We start from the raw sequence: 23,403 nt of genomic DNA on the forward strand, positions 1-23,403 counted from the left end.
CGATGGCAGCGACAAAACGCACTCCTGACCAGGTCATGCGTGACCAGGCTAGTATTGCTGAGATGTATCTGAAGGGTTTCAGAATGTATGAAATCGCAGATGCGCGTGGGCTCTCGATGAACCAGGTTAAATACGACCTGAGAGAGGTGCGTAAGCGCTGGCGTCAGAGCTCAGTTCGTGACTTTGATGCGCACCGTGAGGAGCAACTGGCTCGGTTGGATTTGATGGAAGCATCACTCTGGCGTGAATGGGAACGTTCATGTGGCAGTCCGGAAGCTGAGGAACTCGAGAAAGGCAAAAAGTCCGACGGTCCACCGCAAACCGGAGACCCGCGTTACATGACAGTTATGCTCAATATCATTGAACGCCGTAGTAAACTCCTTGGCCTCGATGCGCCAACCAAACTGGCACCGACGAACCCTGATGGTGATGAGCCGTACAAGCAAATCGCACCCGATGAAATTGACGCACGGATCCATGAGTTACTGGCTAAGTTGGGGTAATGTCGCTGTCGGCCAAGCAGGAGTTACTGGCGCTACTTGAGCGCAAACTGGCATTGAGAGCGCGTGACGACCTCAATGCTTACTGTCGTTATATCGATGTTCCGGGAGCACCGCTTAACGACGATGAGGACTGTGAAGAATTCTATCCCGATAGCGTGACGCCGGCAGAGCATCACGAGCTCATTAACAATACGATGATGGACCTCGAGGCAGGCCGGAAGAAGCGGGTCATCGTGATGATGCCGCCGGGCTCTGCAAAGTCGACTTACGGAACAGTGGTATTTCCGACCTGGTACATGGGTCGGAACCCGGGTAAGTCGGTTATCAGTACCAGTTACGGCTCAAGCCTGTCGCTGAAGTTCTCGCGCAAGGTACGACAGGTCGTCAAGAGCCCTAAGTTCAGTGAGGTGTTCAACACGGAGCTGGTACCGGATAACCGGGCACTGGAATTCTGGTCACTGAAGAACCAGTCGAGTTATATGTGCGGCGGTATTCTCTCAGGTATTACCGGGAACCGTGCTGATGGGTTGGTGATTGATGACCCGGTCAAAGGTCGTGAACAGGCAGACAGCCAAACCATACGCGAGAAAACATGGGAGGCTTATACCTCTGACCTGCGTACTCGCTTAAAGCCTAACGGCTGGATATTACTGATACAGACTCGCTGGCACGAGGACGACCTAGCCGGGCGCATATTACCCGATGACTGGGATGGTGAGAGTGGCTATGTCACTGCGAAGGACGGCGAAGAGTGGTATGTCGTTTGTCTGCAGGCGCAATGTGAACGTGAAGACGACCCGTTAGGCCGTGAGATTGGTGAATGGTTATGGACGGACTGGTTCTCTCCGGAGCACTGGGCTCAGGAGAAACTATCTCAGGGCAGTCGTAACTGGGAGTCACTGTATCAGCAGAGGCCGAAGCCGCTCGAAGGCTCCATCATCAAACGCATCTGGCCTAAGCGGTACAACACACGACCGGCTGAATTCATGCGTCTGGTTATGTCCCTGGATACCGCTTACAAACCGGAGCAACATAACGACCCGAGTGTATTGAGTATCTGGGGCGAAGTAGAGCAGGGCCATTACCTGCTTCATGTGTGGCGTGACCGGGTCGAATATCCGGAGTTGAAACGCATTGTGGCGAACTATTACATGAACTGGCGAGCCGATGCGGTACTCATTGAAGACAAGGCGTCCGGACAGTCGCTCATTCAGGAGCTGAGGCAGGGCGTAACGCTCTCGCAGTACCCGAACAAAATAGTGATGCCGGTTATTGCGATAGAGCCGGATGGCAGCAAGCTGAACCGGGCAATACGTGTCAGCTCACAGTTTGAAGCCGGGCGTGTCTGGCTACCAGAGCATGAGCCCTGGCTAATTGATTATGAATCAGAGCTATTCGGCTTCCCGCTGGCAACACATGATGACCAGGTGGATAGCACAACACAGTATTTGGAATGGGCGAGCAGTCGAACGATTGACGTTGTTTCCGCAAGCACCGGACGTAGAGATACAAGCAATGCCGGTGATTTAGGTTTAGGTGATATGAGCTCCGGTGGTGGTCGTGGCCGTTTTGGAGGATTTTTATAATGGCTGATGCGAAAAAGCCGAAGTTTACAGAGTTATCAAAGGTCGACCATGGCAAGCAGATGGCCAAGGCGCTCATTGAAATCATGATCGACAATCCGGACTCCATTTTAAAGTCGAAGGGGAACGGGCAGCTTAATATTTATAAGGATCTGTTGCGTGATGACCAGGTAAAAAGCTGTTTTCAGCAGCGACGCACTGCCGTGACCCAGTCTGAATATCAGGTAACGCCAGCAAGTGAAAGTGCTCAGGATAAAGAGGCTGCTCTGTTCGTTGAGGATATGTTGAGCCATATTGGCTTTGACCAGCTGACCGATAAGATGCTCTACGCCATTCACTTTGGCTGGAGTGTGGCTGAGCTGATGTTTGCCCAGGAAGAGAGTCGCATTACTGTCAATCAGGTTAAGGTTCGTGACCGCGGCCGCTTTGCTTTCAGTGCCACCAATGACCTGTTGCTGAAAAAAGACAGTAAGACTCTTCCCATGCCGGCTAATAAGTTCTGGGTATTCAGCCACGGCGCAGACCATGATGATAACCCCTATGGGGAAGGGCTGGCTCATTCTCTCTACTGGCCGGTATTCTTCAAACGTAATGGTATTAAATTCTGGCTCATATTCCTTGAGAAGTTCGGGATGCCTACGGCCACAGCTAAGCTGCCAAGTGCACAAATTAAAGACCGCAAGCAACGTGACCAGGCACTGGCAGTTTTAGACGCTATTCAGGCCGATAGTGGCGTAGTCGTTCCGGAAGACATGGTCATTGAATTGGTCGAAGCTTCCCGCAGTGGTACCGCTGACTATGCACAGCTACAGGGTGCCATGGACCGCGCTATCTCTAAAATCATTCTGTCGCAGACGATGACCACTGATGATGGCTCCAGTATGTCCCAGGCACAGGTTCACAAAGGTGTTAAAGACGATATCATAAAAGCTGATGCGGATATGGTGTGCGACAGTTTTAACAAGCAGGTCATTGAACCGCTTATCCTGCTTAACTTTGCCAATGCGCAGCCTCCAAAAGTCTGGCGTAAAACCGAGCCTGAGGAAGACTTAGCGCAGATTGCTGAGCGCGACTACAAAATATTCCAGCTCGGGTATGAGCCGACTGAGGACTACGTCAAAGAAACCTATGGCCCCGGGTGGCGTAAGCGCCAGATGGCACCCTCAATGCCGTTTGGTAATCAGGTAGAGCCGATGGGTGCTGAATTCTCCGAAGTCTCCCCACTGACACAGAAGCGAGTGCAGCACCGTCGTGACCAGCGTGACATGGTGGATGCCGGTGAATACCTCTCAACGAATCCTGAGCAAGCAGTGGGGTCATTGGTTCGGAAAATTGTTGAGTTCGCACAGACAGCCGGCAGTGAGGAAGAGTTCGTTAAACGGCTTGATGAGTTAGCCGAGCAGGACCCGGACAATAAAGTCGTTGAGCGAGTCCGTAATGCCAACATCATGGCACGTATGCGTGGTTACACTAAGAACACTGGGTAAGCTATGCAAATAAACGGCATCGTCAATTACTACGAAGCAGCAGCGCAGTTCGAGTTAACCGCAGAGGAAGCCTTAGAGCTGTTCATGTCGAAAGGGCTGTCACGCTCATTTCGATGGGACCAGATGGTTCGTAATGAGCACGATGTTGCCTTTACTGTCGCTAAACTGATGAATGGTGACTTACTCGACTTTGTCAAAAAGGAACTGACCAAGGTCATTGACTCGGGCGCCACCTTTGATGACTTTGCCGATAAGATAACGCCTGCACTACAACGACACGGTTGGTGGGGTAAGCGTGATGTTCTTGACCCATACAGTGGCCAGGTAATCGAAGCTCGTCTTGGCAGTGCCAGCCGTCTCGAAACGATATTCCGAACTAACCTTCAAAGCGCTTACGCAAAAGGTCAGTGGGAGTCGATTGAAGAGAACATGAGTACCATGCCGTACCTCATGTACGATGCCGTTGATGACTCCCGCGTTAGACCTGAACACGCTCAGTGGGACGGTATTGTTCTGCCTGCCGACCACTCTTTCTGGGAGAGTCATTACCCACCCAATGGGTACAATTGCCGCTGTGGCGTCATTCAGCTAAGCTGGCAGGACTTGCAGGATTACGGCTTAAAGGTGTCACAGCCGCCATCAGCCAATTGGCAAGTACATACGGCTGCGGATGGGCGGGAAATAGCTCACCCACAGGGAGTGGATCCGACTTTTGTTTAGGGACTTTTATTATGGGATTTAGTGATGATAGTAATAAACCAGTGAGTCACGAAGAGGAAAAGCTGACTCAGTGGACAAATCTCCCATTTACTTCTGGTGCTGTTGACGCGTTGAAGATGAAGTTGCTGGCATGGTCAGTTCTAGTAATCGTCCTATTTGATTCCAACGTATCCATAACAACGCTATTTTTTATAAGGTTTAAGGAGGCACTCACTAAAGAAACCGCAGTGTTCTACCTTGGTCCTTTAGTGCTGTACTATTTTGTTTATTGGGTAGTTAGGCATGTTGAATACTTCAACCAACGCGATGGGCTAAAGCCTTTTTTGATAATTGAACAGCTAAAGCCCGCTATTGAAGATATCACCAATATAAATAAACGAGGACAATCTCAAACTCACCTTTATCAGCCGATAAAAAAATTTACTGCAAGGTATAACGAGGTTGAAAGTAGTGTCCCGAAAATAGTCGTCACCCGATATGTGGTGTATGCGATATTTGATGTTCTAATCCCTCTAATTATAGGTGTTTGGGCATTAAGTCTTTATTTGACTTCACTTCTTTATTAGGCGGAATAAAACACGGGTAGTCACCTAATCCCCATAGGTTGACAATCACGGCAGTCATAGAGGATTGCCGTGTATGAAACGAATTAATATTTTTAAAACCGGGACGCATACGAGCTCTAATGGTGCGACCCTGGACTTCTCCGAAGATAAGCTACAGGGCTCTGCTGAGTCTTACAGCCCATCCGTTCATGAAGCACCAATTGTTATTGGTCATCCTAAAGATAATGGTCCGGCTTACGGCTGGGTTAAGTCTATGGAGTTTGCCGAGGGGAACCTTGACGCTATTCCTGACCAGGTAAACGAAGACTTTGCCGAAATGGTTAAGAAAGGCGCATTCAAAAAGGTCAGCGCCAGCTTTTACTTACCAGATGCACCGAATAACCCAAGCCCGGGTAACTTGTACCTACGCCATGTGGGCTTTCTCGGTGCCCAGCCGCCGGCTATTAAAGGACTTGCCGCAGTTGACTTCTCGGAAGAGGAAGAGGGTGTGGTCGAGTTTGAAGAAGACTGGCGCACCGCTATGGATATGTCGACTATCGCGCAGGTATTTAAAGCCATGCGTGAGTTCATCATCGACAAATTCAGCAAAGACGAAGCCGACAAAACCCTCCCGGATTACCTCATTGATGATTTACGAACGTCAGCGGAAGAGCGCCGCAAGGCAGACGACTCTCCGGTGACTGATTTTAGCGAAAGCGAAACTGACCCGGAGCACGATATGAAACTTGATGAAGCACTGGCCAAGGTCAACGACCTCGAGAGCCAGAACACTCAGTTGGAGTCGGACAAGCAAAAGCTTGCTGATGAAAACGACTCTTTGAAATCGAAGGTTACCTCATTTACTGAAGCTGAAAGTAAACGCCGCAAAGAAGCGTTAACAGCCAAGGTGGATGCGTTGGTGAAAGACGGAAAGGTCACTCCGGCAGAGCGTGAAAAGGTTCTTGCCTTTGCTGAGCGCTTGGGCGACCAGACTGTCGACTTTGGCGAAGCTGATGACCAAAAAGGTCTGGATGCCCAGTCGGAGTATTTGAAGTCCCTGGAAGAACGTAAGCCTGTCGTTGATTTCAACGAGCATTCAGGCGACGAAAATGGTGGTGATGAACCACAAACGGCTCAGAGCTTAGCTGCAAAAGCAGTCGAGTATCAGGAGCAACAACGTAAGGCCGGCCGCAATGTCTCTATTGCCGAGGCGGTTAACCATTTATCTAAAGACGCGGAGTAAACGCAGATGAAAAACTCAGGTTTGATCAAGCAGTTTATCGCCGCCACGGCCATCCCTAAAAATCGAGTTGTAAAACTGGCCGCCGGCGATAACGAAGTCGCTCTTGCAACGGATGTTGCAGATCCATTGATTGGTGTTAGCGAAGAGCCACAGAACATCGAAGCCGGTCAGCGCATTGATGTGACGTTCACAGGCATCGTTGAAGTTGAAGCGGGTGCTGCTCTTACTAAGAACGCGCGGGTAACCGTTGATGCCCAGGGACGTGGTGTTGCTTCAGCTGCAGGCACCGACTCAACTATCGGTCGTGCTTTAACGGCTGCTAACGCCGCTGGTGACATCATCAGCATCGAAATTCAGAAAGGTTAAGGGGTAGCTAAGTCATGAGCACACCATTTGTACAACAGCCCAATCTAACGGCAATTGCGCTGGGCTATAAGAATGCGCAATTCATTGCTGACCAGGTGTCGCCACGCACACCTGTTGGCGCTAACAACTTTAAGTGGACTGAGTTCGAGGCAAAGGACACGTTCACTATTCCTAACACGCTGGTCGGCCGTAAGTCGCGTCCAAACGAAGTTGAGTTCGGCGCTACTGAACGTACTGACTCAGTCGTTGACTGGGGCTTGGAAGATCCAATTCCTAACGCTGACATCGAAGAAGCGCGCAATAACCCGGCGATTGACCCTCAGGGTCGCGCAACCATGAAGTTGTCTGAGCTCTTGGCTCTAAGCCGTGAAAAGCGTGTGGCTGACATGGTCATGAGCGCTGGCAACTACAACCACACGGAAACCCTAAGCGGTACCGACAAGTGGAATGACGCAGGCTCAAACCTGATTGAACAAATCAGTGATGCACTGGATACGCCGCTGGTACGTCCTAACAGCCTTATATTAGGGCAACAGGAAGCCACCGCTATGCGTCGTAACGCAAGCCTGGTTAAAGCCTTTAACGGCTCAACCGGTGACGTTGGCATGGTCCCCTGGGAGTTCATCCGTCAGCTGTTCGAAATTGAGAACATCATGGTTGGAGCCAGCCGTTACAACACGGCCAACAAGGGTCAGGACATGAGCCTTTCACGCTTATGGTCAGGCGGTGCTTCGTTACTGTACATCAACCCAATTGCAGGGTTGCGTGACGATGTGACGTTTTCACTGACCGCAGAGCACGGTGAGCGCGTTGCGGCCACGCGTGAAGATGGTGATATCGGCTTACGCGGCGGTGTACGTGTTCGAGTTGGTGAATCGGTGAAAGAAGTACTGGTCGCTAAAGAAGCGGGCTACTACTTCAACGCGGTGCTTTAAGCGCCGCTCATTCACCCTAACTGGAGAACGCTATGAGTGAAACTAAAGAGAATATCGTGCTGGCCATGCCGGCACGCATTAACGGCAAGTTGGTACCTGTCACTGATGAGCCTGTCAGTGTGTCGGCAGAGGTTGCTGAACAGTTACGCGCTGCCGGAGCTGTTAAAGAGCAGGAGCAAAAGCAGCGCACGTTAAATGACCTGAAAGTCGATGAGCTTAAGACCATTGCGACTGCCAAAGGCATTGAAGGTGCCGATGGTATGAAAAAAGCTGACTTGGTCGAAGCACTCGAAAAGCTTGAGGCAGACCAGTAATGGGTTATGCACAAGCGACTGACATGGTCACTCGGTTTGGTCAGGAGGAGCTGGAGCAACTGGCTCCTTCTGATACTGCTGAAGAATTCGACCAGGAGAAAGTGGATTCTGCATTAAGTGATGCATCCGCTGAAATGAATACCTATCTTGGCTCTGTTTACGCGCTGCCTCTGACAGACCCGAATCCTTATTTAAAAACCATCTGCTGCGATATTACCCGTTTCCGCCTTTGGGACGATGCTGTCAGTGAGGAAGTCCGCAAGCGGTACGAAGATGCTGTCGCCTGGCTTAAGAAAGTCGTGAAGGGTGATGTGTCACTCGGTATCGATAACCAGGAGGAAGTCTTCTACGCAACGACCTCGAGCAATGCCGGTAATCGTACCTTTACGCGCAGCTCTCTGGATGATTTTTAAATGAAGGTTCAGACCAAGTTTAACGAGAAAGAGCTATTGCGAATACGGCAGGCTCTCGACCGGCTTGGCAGCAATCAGCGTAAAGCGTTTTTCCGTCGCGTGGGTGCGGCATTAAAAGCCGACTTCGATATGGGATTTCGGCGGGGCAAGTCCCCGCGAGGTAATGCCTGGGCACCGGTTCTGCGTGGTGGTCAGCCTTTGCGTGATACGCGAAGACTACAGGGAAGCCTGACGTTTCGCGCAACCAGCGATAGCACCGAAGTGGGTACCAATGTTGATTACGGTCCCGCGCAGCAAGAGGGTGTTGATAAAGCGGTTACGGTGCCAACGCATACACGGCTTATCAACCAGGCATTCGGTCGAAAGCTCAGTACCGGCGTTTACCAGACCGTTAAGAGTCATAAACGAAAAATGAACATCGAGGCACGTCCTTTCCTTGGTATTGAACGACCACAACAACGCAAAATTGTCCGGGTATTCGGTCAATATATGCGCGAATTAGGAGCACAAGGCAATGCTACTTGAACAAATTGAACAGCGTCTTGAGGCGATACAGTTTGAAGGTAAAGCATTGTTCAGCGGCGTTGACCAGGTCATAGACCCGCAGACCATTGTCGATGCCAATACGGTTAAGAAAGACGCTGCCTTTGTAGTGCCTGTATCCGATGGTGCTGAGCCTAACGAGCGCACGACCGGGCGTTTCAGCCAACTTATGCGGCCGCGCTTCGGCGTACTTATCGTGTGCCGGGCAGTGAATGACCGAATGGGTAAGGGCGTTACGAAACGACTGGAGTTTATGAAGCAGCAGATACGCGGTGCCCTTATGGGTTGGACCCCGGATGACAATTACGAGCCTATCACTCTGGTTGAGGGCAACTTACTGGAATTTAAACGAGGGGGTGTCTTCTGGATGGAAGAGTACATCACCGAAACAATGTACGAGGGGCAATCATGATCATTGTGACCGCTGAAGTTAAATGCCGGCGCGCAGGCATTGATTTCAAAAAAGGTAAGAACGAATTCAAGCAGCTATCCGCTGCCAGGCTTGCGCAAATTGAAGCCGACGAGCGTTTGTCGGTAGAGCACATCAAAGAAGAAAAAGGTGGTGACAAATGAGCCGCAGAACGAAGAAAAAGCTGATTGTAGGCTTGGCGAATGACGGAACCAATCCTTACGGTACCGACCTCATTGATTTGGGTGGCTCAGGTCAGGCAATCCAAACCACCGGGCTTGAAATCACGCCATTAGAGGGTGAAGAAATAGAGCGTGAGCTGGACGATGGTAAGTCGGGCAGTAAACCGATGATCATGTCTGGCATCCACGTAAAGCTCAGTGGAAGCGTTGAAGCTGCAGGCTCAGGTGATGCTATCACGCCGGTTAAGTATCAGGCTGTACTGCAATGTGCGGGACGCACTGCAACGGTCGGTACAACCGAAGTCACTTATACCCGTATTAATGATAACTCAGAGCCGGATGCCACCTTCTACTACTACAACGATGGCTCACTTCACAAGCTTCTGGGAGCTCGGGCAACCAGTGGTGCATCGTTAAAAGTTGGTGAACTGCCGACCTTTACGTTTGAAATTACGGGTTTGTATGGTGGCGTGGTCGAGACAGGTATGCCTTCCTCTCCTGATTTCTCAGGCTTTCAGACTCCGCTGAAAGTTGGCCATGAGAACACCACGTTCATGCTCGATGGTACCGAATACCCGATGTTTGAGTTCGAGTATGAGGAAAACAACGAGGTCAGCTATTCAGAGAATACTATCGATGAAGAAATCGATATTACCGACTGGAAGCCCGACGGTACGTTTGTGATTGAAGCGCCAGCATTAAGCGAGTTTGACCCATTCTCTATTGCAACAGCCAATGCGCAGCTGCCGGTTTCAATCACCCACGGTCTGACAGCCGGCAACATTGTCTCTATCACGTCCGTTGCTATCCAGCTGGGCAAACCAACCTACGGCGACCGTGAGGGTAAATTAACTCTGAGTGTACCGTTTCGTTTTATTGATGATCCTGTCATCGAGAGTAAATAAGGAGTAAGTCAGTGGCATTTAAATTAGCAAAAGCACCCATTAAGTCAGACGCAACGGTTTCGGTATCTGTGCCAGGTCATAAGAAGCCGCAGGAATTCACAGCTAAGTTTCAGGTGATGAAACATGAAGATTATCGGGAACGCACTGAAAAACGCTCTGATGACTTAGAGCTGCTGAAAGACGTGGTTATTGGCTGGGATGGTGTTGAGGATGAAAGCGGTAATGACGTTCCGTTTTCTGAGGCAGCGCTGGTCGAAATGTGCGAATACACCTTTGTACGAACCGCATTTCTGCGCACCTATAATGAACTGATGTTCGGGTACACCGCGGCAAAAAACTAGAAGCGGTGGCCCATTATTGGGCGCATGGTCCCACCGTCAATGAACAGGAGCGCCGGGAGCTGAGAGCAGAAATGCGAGCTTTTGGCGCGACTGATGAAGATATCGAGAACTATCTAAAGGCAAACTCAGCCGACGAGGACTGCTTTGTCATCGAAGAGAACTGGCCTGTACTTCAATGGTTTTTAGCGATTGATGACCAGTTTGAATATGTACAGGGCGTTTGTACCGGTATCGATATCGCGTCCATTCAAGCTGATGCACAAATGTCAGCACGAGAGTATACCCCAGAGCAATACAAGCACCTTCGGTATTTGACCAAGTGTGTAACCCGAGAGCTCAATAGCCGCCTGGAGAAATAGCATGCCGATGCGACTGTCCGTTTTATTTACTGGTAATAACCGAGGCCTTAAAAAAGCGACTCGTGAAGGGCGCTCTGAATTAGATAAATTCAAAAGCACGGCCGTTAACGTTGCCAGTACATTAGCTGGTGCCTATGGTGCCGCCACTACTGCTCGTGCGATATTCGAAACCACGAAAGAAGTCGAACGCTTAAATTCTCAGCTCAGTGTCGCCATGGGAGGAATGGAAGCCGGCAGTCGTAAGTTTGACCAGCTCAATAAGTTCGCTTCGGATATTGGTGCAAACGTCCAGGAGGTCACACGAGCGTTTGTTCAGCTGCGTAACGTAGGTTTGAATCCGTCGGAGGATGCGATCCTAAGTTACATGAATACAGCCGGTGCCACAGGTAAGAGCTTGGAACAGTTCGTAGAAGCTGTTGCCGATGCGACCATGGGGCAGTTTGAGCGACTAAACGAATTCGGCATTAAGGCGCAAAAGGAAGGCGATAAAATTGCTATTCGCTTCCGTGGTACCACTCAGCTTGTTGAAGATAGTGCTCAGGCCATAGAGCAATACATGACAGCGCTCGGTCAGAATGAGTTTGGTGGTTACATAGAGAACCAGTTGGGCGGTGTTAACGACGCATTGGCTAAGTTCAATAACCAATGGATTGGATCAGTCCGGACGTTAGAAAAAGGCGGCATGGGTGAGGCTATTGCTTCCGGAGTTAATGTTGCAACCGAAGCGTTGGCCGGATTGACTGAGTTTGTGGACGAGAACGGCGAGCAAATAATTGACGTTGGTAAAGCCATAGCTGCGGTTTTTGCTGCACGTATGGCTGGCTCAATCGGAACTGCCAGCCAGGCATTCATTATGCACATGGCTTACCAGCAGCAGGTGACAGCACGTTACGCCTCAATGAATGGCATCGCGGCCACAACAGCTACTCGGTTGCGCGCTGTTGGAACAGCAGCACGTTTTGCCTCACGAGGCATGGCAATGTTGGGTGGACCAGTTGGTATAGCAGCATTGGCTGCTATGGCGATTTATGATTTTGCTTCAGAAGCAGATAATGCAACAGAACCAACAAAATCTCTTAAAGAGCAGATTGATGGGCTAACTGAAAGCTTCGAGAATATGACAAATGCTCAGCGTGAGAGTGCTCGAATCAAGATAAAAGGACGTATAGCTGAGATCGAAGATGAAATAGAAGCTGCAAAGCGACTAAATTACACCCAGAAAACTCTTGCTGAGAATGATGGAGAGAGAGCGGGTTTTGAACAATACATAGGTTTGGAGCCTGGGGGTTTAGAAAACATTGGTGACGCGGCTACCCACTCACAATCCAGTATTGATGAGCTAAATGCACGAGTCACGGAGTTAAAAGAGAAACTTAAAGATCTAGAAAAGCCATCCAAAAAATCCTCTGATTCACTAGACAACCTCAACAAAGCTATCAAGGCGCAGGCTGAGGAATACGGAAAAGTCACACTTTCACTAACCGACCAGATTTATAAGCTGCAGGAAGGCGAGGCTGCCTACGAGCGATTGAGCATGGCTCGTAAGCTTGGCGTGTCGTTAGACAGCGAAGAGATGAAGAACCTTGAAGACCTGATAGCTGTTCGTGACAAGCTGATTCAAAAGAAGGAAAAGGATCTCGAATTAGAGCGCGAGCGCCAAAACATGAAGAACTCCCTTGGCTCTCTAACTCAACAGCTAACGCCGGGCATGGCTGCTGTAAATCAACACGCCAACAATATGAATAATCTGGCTGCAGCACAGCAAGACCCAAGCCTCATGTCTACTTTGCAAGTTAGTGACGGCCAGGGCGGTTTCCGTGACGAATCGGAAGTCGAAAAACGCATGCGGATCAACCAAATGATTGAGCTGGAGCAGCAACGCCATGCGGGAGAAATGGCGCGTATTAACGGTGAGATGTCATCGCAAATCGATGCCATGTGGTCAGAGACATTTGATCGTTTTGCTGCAGGAATGGGCGATGCGGTGGCCACATCAGTTTTGGAAGCCAAAGACTTTGGTGACCTAATGCAGAACTTGGCCAAAAGTGTTCTGCAAACTGTTATTTCCGGACTTGTTGAGATTGGCGTTAAGAAGCTTATTCTTGCAGGAATCGAGCAATCAACTGCCGCATCCACGGCTGCGGCCAATACAGCTGCGGGAGTGTCGACTGCAGCAGCTTTAACCGCTGCTTACACTCCAGCTGCGACAATGGCCAGCTTGGCAACTATGGGCGGGAACTCTGCCGGCGCAATATCGGGAATGACAGCGGCCGCTTCTACGGCGAAAGGTCTGAGTATAACTGGCATGGCTCACGATGGCATCGGCCGAGTACCGGCAGCCAATGAGGGCACATGGATGCTCAAGCGTGGCGAAATGGTTATGAACCCGGCGCAGCGTGAGAATTTCGAGTTTATGATTGGTGCGATGAAACAGCAACGCGCTCAGTCGAATGGTGGTCAGGGTGGTAGCTCTTCTCGTCCCGTTCAAATCGTTCAGCATGTTCAGGTTGATGCGCGCAACGCCGAGGCGGGCGTTGGAACTGAAGTAGAAGAGGCAATGGAACGGGCAAACGAAAAGTTTAAACAAGACCTCTACGACGACTTCAGTAATGGGGGGCCGCTTTACCAGAGGTTGAAGGCGTCGGGATAAAGCAATCTTGTGGTATTTCCAACAACCGTGTAACGTAATAAATACATCTCACGCTTAGCGTGGTACTACTTTTTAGTTGCAAACTTGGATTGTATGGTAAATACTAATGTCAGCTAAACAGAAAAAGCTCGATAAGCTACTCGAGCGCCCCAAAACGATGAAATTTAAGGACGTCGTTTCGGTCTTAGAGTCTGTTGGTTTTAAGGTTTACGGTGGGGGAAACCACGGCAAAGCATATCACCCAGAATATGATGTGGTGATTATCTTAGCTGATCCTCACCCGAAGAAAGACTGTAAAAAGTATTTCATAAACCAAGTTGTTAACCTTCTGGAAGAACTCGGAATCAAGGAAATTTCACAATGAGCTTGCTCGAATATAAAGGCTACTACGGCACTGCAGAAACTTCTGTGGAAGACGAGTGCTTGGCTGGTAGTGTACTTCATGTGCGCGACAAAATCGTATACTTTGGCGAGACCTTTCCTGAATTGCGTGAGAATTTTCATAAAGCCGTTGATGACTATTTAGAGTTCTGCAACGAAGTAGGGAAAGATCCTGACAAACCATTCTCTGGTACCTTAAATGTTCGACTCGGAAAAGATTTGCATAGGGAAGTTGCAATCAAAGCTCGCGCAAAAGACATCAGTATAAATGATTATGTTATCCGAGCCTGCTCGGACTACGTGAAACATGATGGTGTTCATAAAAACCAAGTGTTTAATCATCACTATCACTTTGATAAAGAAACACGGACTCAGACAGAAAACAAAGTTATTGAGCCCAAAGGAAACTACGAACAAGGTGGAGCGGGATGGAAAAGAAGCAAGCCAGAATTAAAAGTCCACTAAAACTGTCTGGATTCAAGCATGTTTACATGTTTGTCAATAGCTCTGCATTTGAATATGACAGAGAAATAATTGAGTCTCAAGAAGATAATGCATCTATGAGTCTCGACCTCGGCCTGAACATGGGAAAGTTTAATTTCATGGTAAAAGGCGAAAGCTGTGTCTTAGTGGTCGAATGGGAAGCTCGAGTAAGAGGATTACTAGGTGAGTTAGATGAGAGCTCTGACGAAGATTTTTCTGATCTCAATAAAGTGTTTGAAGCTCGAGTTGGGTTTGACCATGTTTATAATGTTCCCAAAGAGTTTGCTGATGCGTCAAATGATGAAATGAACAACTTTTTTGAAGAGCACGAGTCGCAATTCAGACCGGTTGCTCAGGCCTCGGCAACGAATTCTTTGAAAAACCTTTTGTCGAATACACCGTTAGCAGGATTACGTATACCTTACGGTATCGATATGTAGCGTTGCCACCCGTGGAACAAAACACGGGTAGTCACCCAGTCTTAAAGTCCCCACAATCTGGCCATTGTCGTTTAACTACGGAATGGCTGAATGCCCGCAAACTTCCCAGAAATACCAAGAACGCGCTCCGGTTTTAAAATTCAGCCGGCGACTCGTCTTATCCGTTCGCCATACAATCAGGTAGAAGAAATTTGGGAAGAGCCTGGCGACATGTGGCAGGCCCGTCTCGGATTTTCATTTCTGACAAAAGCTGAAGCCCGTGAGTTGCGCGCTGTTCTTACCAGCTTGCGTGGCCATGTTGGTACGTTATTCATTCACGATACTGCACACAGTAATGAAGGTAGCTGGAATGGTGTTCCTGTCGTTGATGGCATGGATGAATACGGCGTTACTCTGAACGTCAGGAACTTCGCTGTATCCCAGGTTGTTGCTAAACGAGGAGATCGGTTCCAGCTAAACAACCGACTGCATGAACTTACCGAAGATGTCTTAAGTGACGGCACAGGTAGAGCGGTACTGACATTCCAGCCCGAAATCAAAACTATCCCCGTAGATGGTGACCCTCTCATAAGTGATGAGCCTAAAGGTTTATTTCGGCTCTCAAACCCAAATCAAATCCCTGATTGGTCTGGCACTAAAGCAGGAGTTAGAAACGTCCAGGTAGAATTTGTGGAGGCGCTTAGTGAGGTTTAATGATGCGTCCATTCAGCAAATGCTTTCAGGTTATGACCCCAAACGCTTACTGGTTTTCGGGGAACTTCAGTTTCCTTCCGGATGGGTTCGGGCGCATACAGGGGTTGGTGACCGTACTTATCTGGGGCAGGTTTATAAAGGTGTCGGAGAGCTGGCAAAAATTGGCTCTTTTAAAGAAAGTGGAGGACGTAGTAGTCGTGGCTTCGACGTCTCCTTAGTCGTACATGACGTTACGCTTTTTGCCGATACGGTTCAGGAAGACCCCACTAATGGTACCGCCAGACTCCACCTTGTTGGGCTCGATGAAAACAGGAGAGTTACCGAAGGGGCTTTGCTATTCGATGGTGACATAGGCGCAGTTTCCGTCAAGAAAGGAAAGCCATTCGTTATCACTTTAAAGCTCACCGACTGGTACGAGCGTTGGAGCAGCCCTGTTCAAAACGCACGAATGACCGATGAAGCTCAGCAAGCGAAACATCCAGGAGATAAGTTTTTTAATCAGGTAGAAAGGCTGGCTAAGGGCATTGAGAGCGATAGCCCCGGTCAATACGTGGGCTCTCCTGGTGGCGGTGGTGACTCAACTCGTCAAAGGAGGAGCATGCAGCAGCGATGAAACGAACAAATGACTGGCCGACTGAATTGGCCAACTTCCTTTTAAAGACCCGTAAGACGCCATTTAAGTGGGGTGAAAATGATTGCTGCTTGTTTGCGGCTAACGCGATCATAGCTATGGGCGGTCAAGATGTGGCTGAAGATGTCCGTGGCCGTTACAAAACAGCTATTGGTGCTCACCGGATAATGAAAAAGTTCGGAGCTAACTCTCTTACTGAGCTGTTGAAACAGCGATTAGGACGGCCGGATGGTTTTATTACTCGTGGCGCCATCGTTATTGTCGAATCTGAAGGCGAGCAAGTCGCCGGTGTTTTTTATCAGAAGCCTTGGGCATTAACTGAAAAAGGACTACAGGGAATGCCGTTTGAATCGGTAATTCAATCATGGAGTCTTAGCTAATGCCCCCGGCTATTGCTGCAGTCGCGGTTGGAGTCGCTGCTGGTGTTGCGGCAAGCTCCGTAGTTGTCGGTATTGCTGTTGCGATAGGAACTGTCGCGCTTCAGAATTCGTTAAATCCGGATATGCCTGGAGTAGATGAATCTGCCCGGGAAGCACAAACGCTGACAACTGAACCTTTACAGCCCCGTCGAGGAATTTACGGAGAAACTGTCCTATCGGGCTCTATTGTCGGGTATGGCAAGCGAAAAATGGGAGATAAGGAAGCTCACGTTGTTGCTGTTACGCTGGCTGGCCACAATATAGAATCTGCTGAGCTTTATGAAGTTAATGGTAAACCAAAGCCTTCAGGAACAACGACTGAAGTGTTCCTCGGTGATCAAACTGCTGCCAGTTCAACACTTCTTCAGTATGCTGATGGATGGACCGAAGACCATATCGGTTTCGGAGTCTCTTATGCCGTCGTAACAATTCCGATTGACCCTGAAGAAATGCCGTCTGGTCTGCAAAATATTACGTTCAAGGCTAAAGGTAAGCGTGTTTACGATCCTCGTAAAGACACCACTGTTGGTGGTAGTGGATCTCATAGAGCAAGCGACGATGCGACGTGGGAATGGTCGGATAACTCAATACTCTGTGCGTTGGACTACCAGCGATTCCATGGGTACAAAACTCTTGGACTCAATAAGTTTGACCTTGCTCATATCATGGAGCAGGCGAATATCTGTGATGAGTTGGTGAGCTATACAGACGCTGATGGAGAAGAGCAAACCGAGAAACGTTTTACCTGCAACGGTTCATGGACATTCGATCAATCACCGTCTCGTGTGCTTGAGCGGTTAATGAGTTCATGTGGTGGCCAGCCTTATCGTCGTGGCGGAAAAATGTACCTACAAACTGCAAGCTATCATGGAATGGCTGAAATAACGCTAACAGATACTGATGCTGCAGGTGAAATAACAATAACGCCTCACCGTGAATTAAAAGACCGGACTAACACCGTACGGGCGTCATTTCAGGATCCTAAAAAGGGGTATCAACCAACAGATGCTCCTGTAGTGACAAATAATATTTATGTCGACCGTGATGGGATGGAACTGGAAGACGAACTGCAGCTGAACTTCACCAATTCATCAACGAGGGCGCAAAGGTTGATGAAATACCATTTGGAACGGAATAGGGCGGGTATGCGTCTGGAATTTCCGTGTAAGTCGAAAGGGTTATTAGCTCTTGCCGGCACAACAGTGCGTGTTGATTTGCCTAATGAGGGAATTGATAAAGAGTTTATTGTTTCAGACTGGCAGTTTGATTTTAAGGCGAAAAAGACAAAGCTTATTCTCGAGGAAGAATCCCCCGAGCTATACAGTGATAGTCTGGTTCCATCTGAAGGCAACGTAACCCCCAATACTGATCTACCCGATTTAACGCGCCCGGAGCTACCGGAATCTTTGTCGTTTACTCTCGACCCAATATCAACCCACAGGCAAGGCTACGTTACCTGGTCGCACCCGACACCTAGGGCGGTGACTGAATACCGCGTTCTCGTGCGCAAAGACGGCGACGATATTATTGAATACCCGGTGATTGCCCGCAGCGGCGTACAGCTTAAGCAGGACATTAACGGACTGGATGCGGGTCAGTACAGCATTGAAGTGTATGCCCGCAACCGTTATGACCGCACGTCGGTACCGGCCAGTATATCGCTGACTCTTAATGAACCGTCACCACCAACCAGCTTGGGTGCCACTGCCGGCAACTGGGAAATCACTCTGGCACCTGAACTTGCGGGCATTGGCCTGGGCACGATGTTCGAATTTGCTTACGGTGAGCCGGACAACATCATTGGCCGTGGCGCGAGTGTTGTGATCCCTGGACTGACTCCGGAAACAGAGCATGAGGTCTACGCCCGCACGGTTAACGTACTGGGTAATTCTGCCTGGGTTAATGAAACGGTTACGACAACAAAAGACACGTCGCAGGTCGATCCGATTATTGACCAGTACACCAGTCGTTTAAGTGAGGTTGAAACCGACTTTCAGCGCTTTGTGGAAGAAGACTATGCCGATTTACAGCAGCTGGTTAACGCCAACGCGCAGGAGATGCAGGTGCGATTTAGCTCGGAGCTGTTTGCGCGGGAAGAATCCGATGCCGCTATTCTGTCCGGTATTTTACAGTCCGCCGCATCACGTGACGAAATGCGCCGCCGTGTCGACTACTCAATGGAGTTAATTGATGCTGCTATTGAGGTTAACGCTGAGACCGGAGAAATCACCAGCCGCGCGTTTGCTTATACTGATGAGCGTTTTACTCAGGCTCAACAGAATATAGACGGCGTCGAAGGCAAAGTCCAAACAGCAGTCGAGCGTATTAGCTACGCTGAAGAGCAGGTTGAAAACCTAAACTCAGAAATTTTGCTGGTACCAGGCCTAATTGAGCAAAAAGCAACCGCCATTGTGTCGAATTCGATTGCAGCGCTTGAGCCCGCTCACGCGTTTAATTTTTTCGACAGCGCTCAGGGGTGGGGTGCTGTTATCGGCACCATCACCCCAGGCAATAACAAAGTAAGCCTGACTACGGGTGACATCGAGAACCAGTCGCTGAACTACAACGGCTCTGAATATCCTGTTGTACGACTTAAAGTTCGGCGCACGGCGGGAGATGGCTGGCTTGGTAATATCGTGGTGACATTCACCGACGATACGACACAAACCTACCAGGGTATTATTGAGCCGGTTGAGCAGCTCGATACTGACGTTGTTCGCATTGTCGACTTCACCGCACTTGAAAGCTACCAGGGCAACATAAAAGGCCTGCGTATTACGCTCGGTCAGACGACCGCCGATGAATTTGAACTGTCATCACTGAATATAGGAAAGTCGGACGCAGCACTTCAGGACTTAACAAACATCCAGGCGCAAGTCACTGAAGCTAACTCTCAAATATCAGCGCTTGAAGGGCAAATTCAAGACCGCGTCACGGTCACGACTTATGAAGAAAGCGCCGTCACCCGCTCGAACGTTGAAAGCGTGCTGGATGGGCTAGAAAGTTACGCCAGTATAAAAGCCGTATATCAGTCTGTAGATGAAAACGGCGTTATCAATAAAGCTAATGAGGCGGCAATATTTTTAGATGGCGCAGAAGGCACATTTACATCGTTTGTAAGCAGCTTAAACGAAGAGCTTGACGAGCGAGACAATGTCATCGACCAAAAACTTACCAACCTTGAGCAGACTTTCGACCCGGACGGAACGATTAGGACGCAGGCTTTCGGTATTTCGATGGCCAGAGAGATAGCTGACGAGACAGCTATTGAAGAGCTGAAGAACACGCTAGACGGAGGGCTTGTCCGGCTCGGAGAGCTCGATAAAGATGCTCGCTTCGCTTTAGCTCTAAACCAGCTTCAAATTGATGTTTCCGAAGAAGGGTCTTTAGCCAAAAGCATTGACCAACTGAACAGCTTCACCCAGCAGGCGGGTGAGCAAATAGAGGCACAGTCCTCTCGTATATCACAAGCCGAAACCGACATTAATGGGTATGCCCGGGCGCTTCAGATACTATCATCCCGTGTGGGCTCATCCGAAAACTTTGCCCAGGCACAGTTATCATTAAACACTCAGTACAATGAACAGTTGCAGCAGTTTGAAGCCCGCGCGTTCCTAGGTGTTGAACAGGTACAAAATGGCCGAGCTGTTTTAACCGGTGTCACTTTTGGCGGCTCAACGAATGCCGTCAGCTTTCGTGGTGACGTTTATCAATGGGAAGATACGACCGGGGAACTGATACTCCATTACGATACTGATGAGGATACTGCTTACTTCCGTGGCCGGTTGGTACTAGCTGACGGTTTTACGGTAACCAGCGAAGAGGATATTCGGGGCCTTGATGGAGAAGCCGGCACCCCGGGTGCGGGAATGTATGGCCAAAGTTACGACACCATCAGCTGGACAACCTCAACAGCCAATAGCCGTTTTACAGCGCTAGTTGGCCGCGCCCCAGTGCCTTTGGATGTATTCACTCAAACCCTAACGAATGGACAAGGCTCCCAGGCACGACAATACGACGGAGCCAGCTGGGTCCAACCGACACTTTTAGTCAATGGCTCATTGTTAGCCACGGGAAGCGTCGCCGGTGAGGTACTAATTGCCGGTACTGAACTGAACTCGCCAGTCATTAAATCCGGGCAAATACAGCTTGTTGGTAATGGCTATATGAGCATTCAGACAGCTACGCCTTTTGGACCTAACAATCTACTTGAATGGAAAGGCCCGCGAAATAGCTACACTTACGACGAAGCGAATAAGCTGGTTAAATTTGATGGCCTGACAAAGGCTAATGCGATTGGTTATTTCAGTGATGAAGGCGATTCATACTTCGGCGGTTCAATCACTGCCGGCACCCTTAAGAATGCGGTTCAGTCGACACAGCTAGGCACCGCCGACGTTACCGTCGGGCCGTTCGGCTCGAACGGCGGAATAATTGAGATTAAATGCTCTATCAGTGTCGCCTCAAGCACCGGATTGGTAAGCGGCAACTGCCCATATCCAGCACCAGCAAACCCAACAGGAACCCTTAAGCTTTATAGAGAAACAGCTGGTGGCGACATCTTAGTTGCAACCGAGAGCGTCTCGGGTAGCTACAACTGCTTTGAAGAGGGTCCGGAAAAAATTGAAACCTGGAATTTAAGTGGCTCTTTTACTTACACCGATAATTTGCAAACGACCAGCAGCCGAACCTATCGGCTTGAAGTCATTCACAGCACGCCAATTTATATTAATACAAATCAGCGTTTATCGCTCATAACGGAGGAAGCATGAGTATCCTATGGAGAGCAAGTAGCGTTACCGTTACTAACGGCAATCCGCTTATTTCAGTTCAGGCCGGCGATGACATTGCCGGCCTAAAGCCTGGCGCCTCGCTTTATATCGAAGGGCAGCTACTGGAGGTTAAGCGCACGTTCACAACCGACAGCGGCGTCGACACCATCGAAACCATTGAAAACTGGGAGGCAGGCTCCGGCGCAGGCAAGGTCGCTAAAGGCGTTTTGCACCCGGGCGCAATACTTGCCCTGAGCGAGCAAGCTAAGCAGTTAATCGAAGCGTCAGAGCTTTTATTTGGCAGTCAATCAGTCAACCCAACAGCGGACTCGATAGCCAAGCGCGACGAGGGTGGTCGCTTAAAAACCAACACACCCAACGCCAACGATGACGCGGTCAATAAAGGTTACCTACAAGGTGCAGCAACCCGGGATGTCGGCTCTGAGGCTCAGAATGTGCCGGACACAACCGAGCTGAACAAGCGCCTGGGCACGTCCGGCAACGTGATGAAATCCATATCAATCCCGGGCGGACTAACCTTTATTCCGGACGCATTGCGAAAACAGGTTGAGCTGTCGACGCAAGGCAAGAACACGGTTATCTACAACGCCAACGGCGACCCGTCCGTCATGGTACCTATCTACAAGTTTCGCTATGAAGACTTAGGTTTTGCTGGCGACCCGTTCGGCACTGGTGTCGCGACCGCATTTATGGTTAACGGCGTGGAGAAATCTGAAGTGTTTATCGGCGCATTTCAGGCGCATTACCACGATGGTCAGGTCGTTTCTTTACCAGGACTTGACCCACGCACATCGGTTAACTTCGACACAGCCAAATCGTGGTGCCAGGCAAACGGTGCCGGCTGGCATTTAATGTCAGAGCACGAATGGGCAGCCATTGCACTTTGGTGCATGGCCAACGGGTTCGAGCCACGCGGCAACACCAACTACGGCAGAGCGCACGATGCAACCCATGAATTTGGCCGCCGACAGGATGGCGGCATCGCGGGCGATACGTCAGGCTCTGTCCGCATATTAACCGGCTCTGGCCCTGACGCATGGCGGCACGACAACTCACCCTTTGGCATAGCCGATTTAACCGGCAATATTTGGGAGTGGAGTGACCAGCTAAAACTGGTTGATGGCCGCGTTTACTGCACCATCGATAACAACTTTGAGGAGGACGAAATAAACTGGGCACCGCAGGGGCACTATCTATCTAACGAGAGCGGGACACTGACACTCAAAAACAGCCCAGGCGTATCCAATGAAGACGCTATAAGCACGGACTGGGGAGCACTAGCAAAAGAGTCCGGCTACAGCGAATCGCAGCTACTGCAACGCTTGCTTTTCTCAACTGCCGGTATCACCCCGCAAGGCCGTCTATACGCACGAACGGGAGGCGAGCGGCTCCCGTATCGTGGCGGCTACTGGCACCTTGGCTCCAATGCCGGCCTCGCCGCTCGCGCCGTGAACAACGAGCGTTCGCGCACGAGCGGCCTTCTCGGGTTTCGCCCCGCTTTTGTCGCATGAGTTCTTGCACTTGGTTTCCTGTTAGCTGCGCGAGAGCGCAGCATTACTTTTAAGTGGTTTTAAAATGCACGTACAACAAGATTTAATCGTCATTCAACGCATCGAAGAGATGACAAAATACGGGTATAAAGCGCTTGCGCACTTCCCGAAATCCGAGCGTCACGTATTAAGCGCAGAGATACGCCAGAGCATGTTTCGACTACTGCGGTTAATGATTGTTGTATCTAAGCGATACCACAAGAAAACCACACTACAGGACGCCGATGCAGAGCTTGAATTAACCCGCCGATTAGTACGACTAGCCAAAGATCTCGGGCATCTTCCATTCAAGAAATACGAGGTCTGGAGTCATCATTTGGCAGAGATTGGCCGCTTCATCGGAAGCTGGCTTAAAAAGGAAAAGGGCTAAGTGCTACAACGGCTCCCGTATCGTGGCGGCAACTGGAACAATAGCTCCAATGCCGGCCTCGCCGCTCGCAACTTGAACAACGAGCGTTCGAACACGAACAGCAATATCGGGTTTCGCCCCGCTCTTAATGACTGCCCGAAGCAGT

General features: G+C 49.8%; 26 protein-coding genes. All 26 read left to right on the top strand.

The window, feature by feature from the left end:
• Window positions 1-2: 2 nt before the first annotated feature.
• Entirely contained in the window at window positions 3-503 is a 501-nt protein-coding gene (locus L8G48_RS02525) for a hypothetical protein (protein WP_248263040.1), read from the top strand.
• Window positions 503-2,089 (top strand): phage terminase large subunit, encoded by a 1,587-nt coding sequence (gene terL, locus L8G48_RS02530; RefSeq protein ID WP_248263041.1) that lies wholly within the window; start codon window positions 503-505, stop codon window positions 2,087-2,089. Before L8G48_RS02525 ends, terL begins: the two co-directional genes overlap by 1 nt.
• Window positions 2,089-3,573, top strand: coding sequence for a DUF935 domain-containing protein (locus tag L8G48_RS02535; RefSeq protein ID WP_248263042.1), 1,485 nt, complete (start codon window positions 2,089-2,091; stop codon window positions 3,571-3,573). The genes terL and L8G48_RS02535 overlap by 1 nt, the downstream gene beginning before the upstream one ends.
• 3 nt (window positions 3,574-3,576) lie before the next feature.
• The gene (locus L8G48_RS02540) at window positions 3,577-4,293 is read left to right on the top strand and encodes a phage head morphogenesis protein (RefSeq protein ID WP_248263043.1); all 717 of its coding nucleotides are present in this window, start codon (window positions 3,577-3,579) and stop codon (window positions 4,291-4,293) included.
• An 11-nt stretch (window positions 4,294-4,304) separates the two neighbouring features.
• A complete protein-coding gene (locus L8G48_RS02545) occupies window positions 4,305-4,859 on the top strand; it encodes a hypothetical protein (RefSeq protein ID WP_248263044.1) in 555 nt (184 codons plus the stop codon).
• 73 nt (window positions 4,860-4,932) lie between these two features.
• Window positions 4,933-6,081, top strand: a complete 1,149-nt coding sequence (locus L8G48_RS02550; protein WP_248263045.1) for a phage protease — start codon at window positions 4,933-4,935, stop codon at window positions 6,079-6,081.
• 6 nt (window positions 6,082-6,087) lie between these two features.
• Window positions 6,088-6,447 (top strand): capsid cement protein, encoded by a 360-nt coding sequence (locus L8G48_RS02555; protein ID WP_248263046.1) that lies wholly within the window; start codon window positions 6,088-6,090, stop codon window positions 6,445-6,447.
• Window positions 6,448-6,461: 14 nt separating this feature from the next.
• Window positions 6,462-7,382 carry a hypothetical protein gene (locus L8G48_RS02560; protein WP_248263047.1) on the top strand — a complete coding sequence of 307 codons (921 nt, stop codon included), beginning with the start codon at window positions 6,462-6,464 and terminating at the stop codon, window positions 7,380-7,382.
• Between the two features lie 32 nt (window positions 7,383-7,414).
• Window positions 7,415-7,696, top strand: coding sequence for a Rho termination factor N-terminal domain-containing protein (locus tag L8G48_RS02565; protein ID WP_248263048.1), 282 nt, complete (start codon window positions 7,415-7,417; stop codon window positions 7,694-7,696).
• On the top strand, window positions 7,696-8,109 hold the full coding sequence (locus tag L8G48_RS02570; protein WP_248263049.1) for a gp436 family protein: 414 nt from the start codon (window positions 7,696-7,698) through the stop codon (window positions 8,107-8,109). The genes L8G48_RS02565 and L8G48_RS02570 overlap by 1 nt, the downstream gene beginning before the upstream one ends.
• Window positions 8,110-8,634 carry a phage virion morphogenesis family protein gene (locus tag L8G48_RS02575; protein WP_248263050.1) on the top strand — a complete coding sequence of 175 codons (525 nt, stop codon included), beginning with the start codon at window positions 8,110-8,112 and terminating at the stop codon, window positions 8,632-8,634.
• Window positions 8,624-9,064, top strand: a complete 441-nt coding sequence (locus tag L8G48_RS02580; RefSeq protein ID WP_248263051.1) for a phage tail terminator protein — start codon at window positions 8,624-8,626, stop codon at window positions 9,062-9,064. The genes L8G48_RS02575 and L8G48_RS02580 overlap by 11 nt, the downstream gene beginning before the upstream one ends.
• Complete coding sequence (locus L8G48_RS02585; protein ID WP_248263052.1) at window positions 9,061-9,225, top strand: HI1506-related protein; 165 nt, start codon at window positions 9,061-9,063, stop codon at window positions 9,223-9,225. Before L8G48_RS02580 ends, L8G48_RS02585 begins: the two co-directional genes overlap by 4 nt.
• The gene (locus L8G48_RS02590) at window positions 9,222-10,148 is read left to right on the top strand and encodes a hypothetical protein (RefSeq protein WP_248263053.1); all 927 of its coding nucleotides are present in this window, start codon (window positions 9,222-9,224) and stop codon (window positions 10,146-10,148) included. Before L8G48_RS02585 ends, L8G48_RS02590 begins: the two co-directional genes overlap by 4 nt.
• Before the next feature lie 11 nt (window positions 10,149-10,159).
• Window positions 10,160-10,489: a hypothetical protein gene (locus L8G48_RS02595; RefSeq protein WP_248263054.1), complete on the top strand. Its 330-nt coding sequence runs from the start codon at window positions 10,160-10,162 to the stop codon at window positions 10,487-10,489.
• 71 nt (window positions 10,490-10,560) lie between these two features.
• On the top strand, window positions 10,561-10,848 hold the full coding sequence (locus tag L8G48_RS02600; protein WP_248263055.1) for a hypothetical protein: 288 nt from the start codon (window positions 10,561-10,563) through the stop codon (window positions 10,846-10,848).
• Between the two features lies 1 nt (window position 10,849).
• Window positions 10,850-13,498 carry a coiled-coil domain-containing protein gene (locus tag L8G48_RS02605; RefSeq protein ID WP_248263056.1) on the top strand — a complete coding sequence of 883 codons (2,649 nt, stop codon included), beginning with the start codon at window positions 10,850-10,852 and terminating at the stop codon, window positions 13,496-13,498.
• 106 nt (window positions 13,499-13,604) lie between these two features.
• Window positions 13,605-13,862, top strand: coding sequence for a type II toxin-antitoxin system HicA family toxin (locus L8G48_RS02610; RefSeq protein ID WP_248263057.1), 258 nt, complete (start codon window positions 13,605-13,607; stop codon window positions 13,860-13,862).
• On the top strand, window positions 13,859-14,344 hold the full coding sequence (locus L8G48_RS02615; RefSeq protein WP_248263058.1) for a type II toxin-antitoxin system HicB family antitoxin: 486 nt from the start codon (window positions 13,859-13,861) through the stop codon (window positions 14,342-14,344). The genes L8G48_RS02610 and L8G48_RS02615 overlap by 4 nt, the downstream gene beginning before the upstream one ends.
• A complete protein-coding gene (locus L8G48_RS02620; RefSeq protein WP_248263059.1) occupies window positions 14,308-14,802 on the top strand; it encodes a hypothetical protein in 495 nt (164 codons plus the stop codon). The genes L8G48_RS02615 and L8G48_RS02620 overlap by 37 nt, the downstream gene beginning before the upstream one ends.
• A gap of 90 nt (window positions 14,803-14,892) precedes the next feature.
• Entirely contained in the window at window positions 14,893-15,495 is a 603-nt protein-coding gene (locus tag L8G48_RS02625) for a hypothetical protein (protein ID WP_248263060.1), read from the top strand.
• Complete coding sequence (locus L8G48_RS02630) at window positions 15,485-16,108, top strand: hypothetical protein (protein WP_248263061.1); 624 nt, start codon at window positions 15,485-15,487, stop codon at window positions 16,106-16,108. Before L8G48_RS02625 ends, L8G48_RS02630 begins: the two co-directional genes overlap by 11 nt.
• Window positions 16,105-16,506, top strand: coding sequence for a DUF6950 family protein (locus tag L8G48_RS02635; RefSeq protein ID WP_248263062.1), 402 nt, complete (start codon window positions 16,105-16,107; stop codon window positions 16,504-16,506). The genes L8G48_RS02630 and L8G48_RS02635 overlap by 4 nt, the downstream gene beginning before the upstream one ends.
• Entirely contained in the window at window positions 16,506-21,317 is a 4,812-nt protein-coding gene (locus L8G48_RS02640) for a phage tail protein (protein WP_248263063.1), read from the top strand. The genes L8G48_RS02635 and L8G48_RS02640 overlap by 1 nt, the downstream gene beginning before the upstream one ends.
• Window positions 21,314-22,849: an SUMF1/EgtB/PvdO family nonheme iron enzyme gene (locus L8G48_RS02645; RefSeq protein WP_248263064.1), complete on the top strand. Its 1,536-nt coding sequence runs from the start codon at window positions 21,314-21,316 to the stop codon at window positions 22,847-22,849. Before L8G48_RS02640 ends, L8G48_RS02645 begins: the two co-directional genes overlap by 4 nt.
• Before the next feature lie 64 nt (window positions 22,850-22,913).
• Complete coding sequence (gene avd, locus L8G48_RS02650) at window positions 22,914-23,258, top strand: diversity-generating retroelement protein Avd (protein WP_248263065.1); 345 nt, start codon at window positions 22,914-22,916, stop codon at window positions 23,256-23,258.
• The last annotated feature ends 145 nt before the right edge of the window (window positions 23,259-23,403 follow it).

It is taken from the genome of Idiomarina aminovorans (assembly GCF_023155095.1).
In the GTDB taxonomy this organism is placed as follows: domain Bacteria; phylum Pseudomonadota; class Gammaproteobacteria; order Enterobacterales; family Alteromonadaceae; genus Idiomarina; species Idiomarina aminovorans.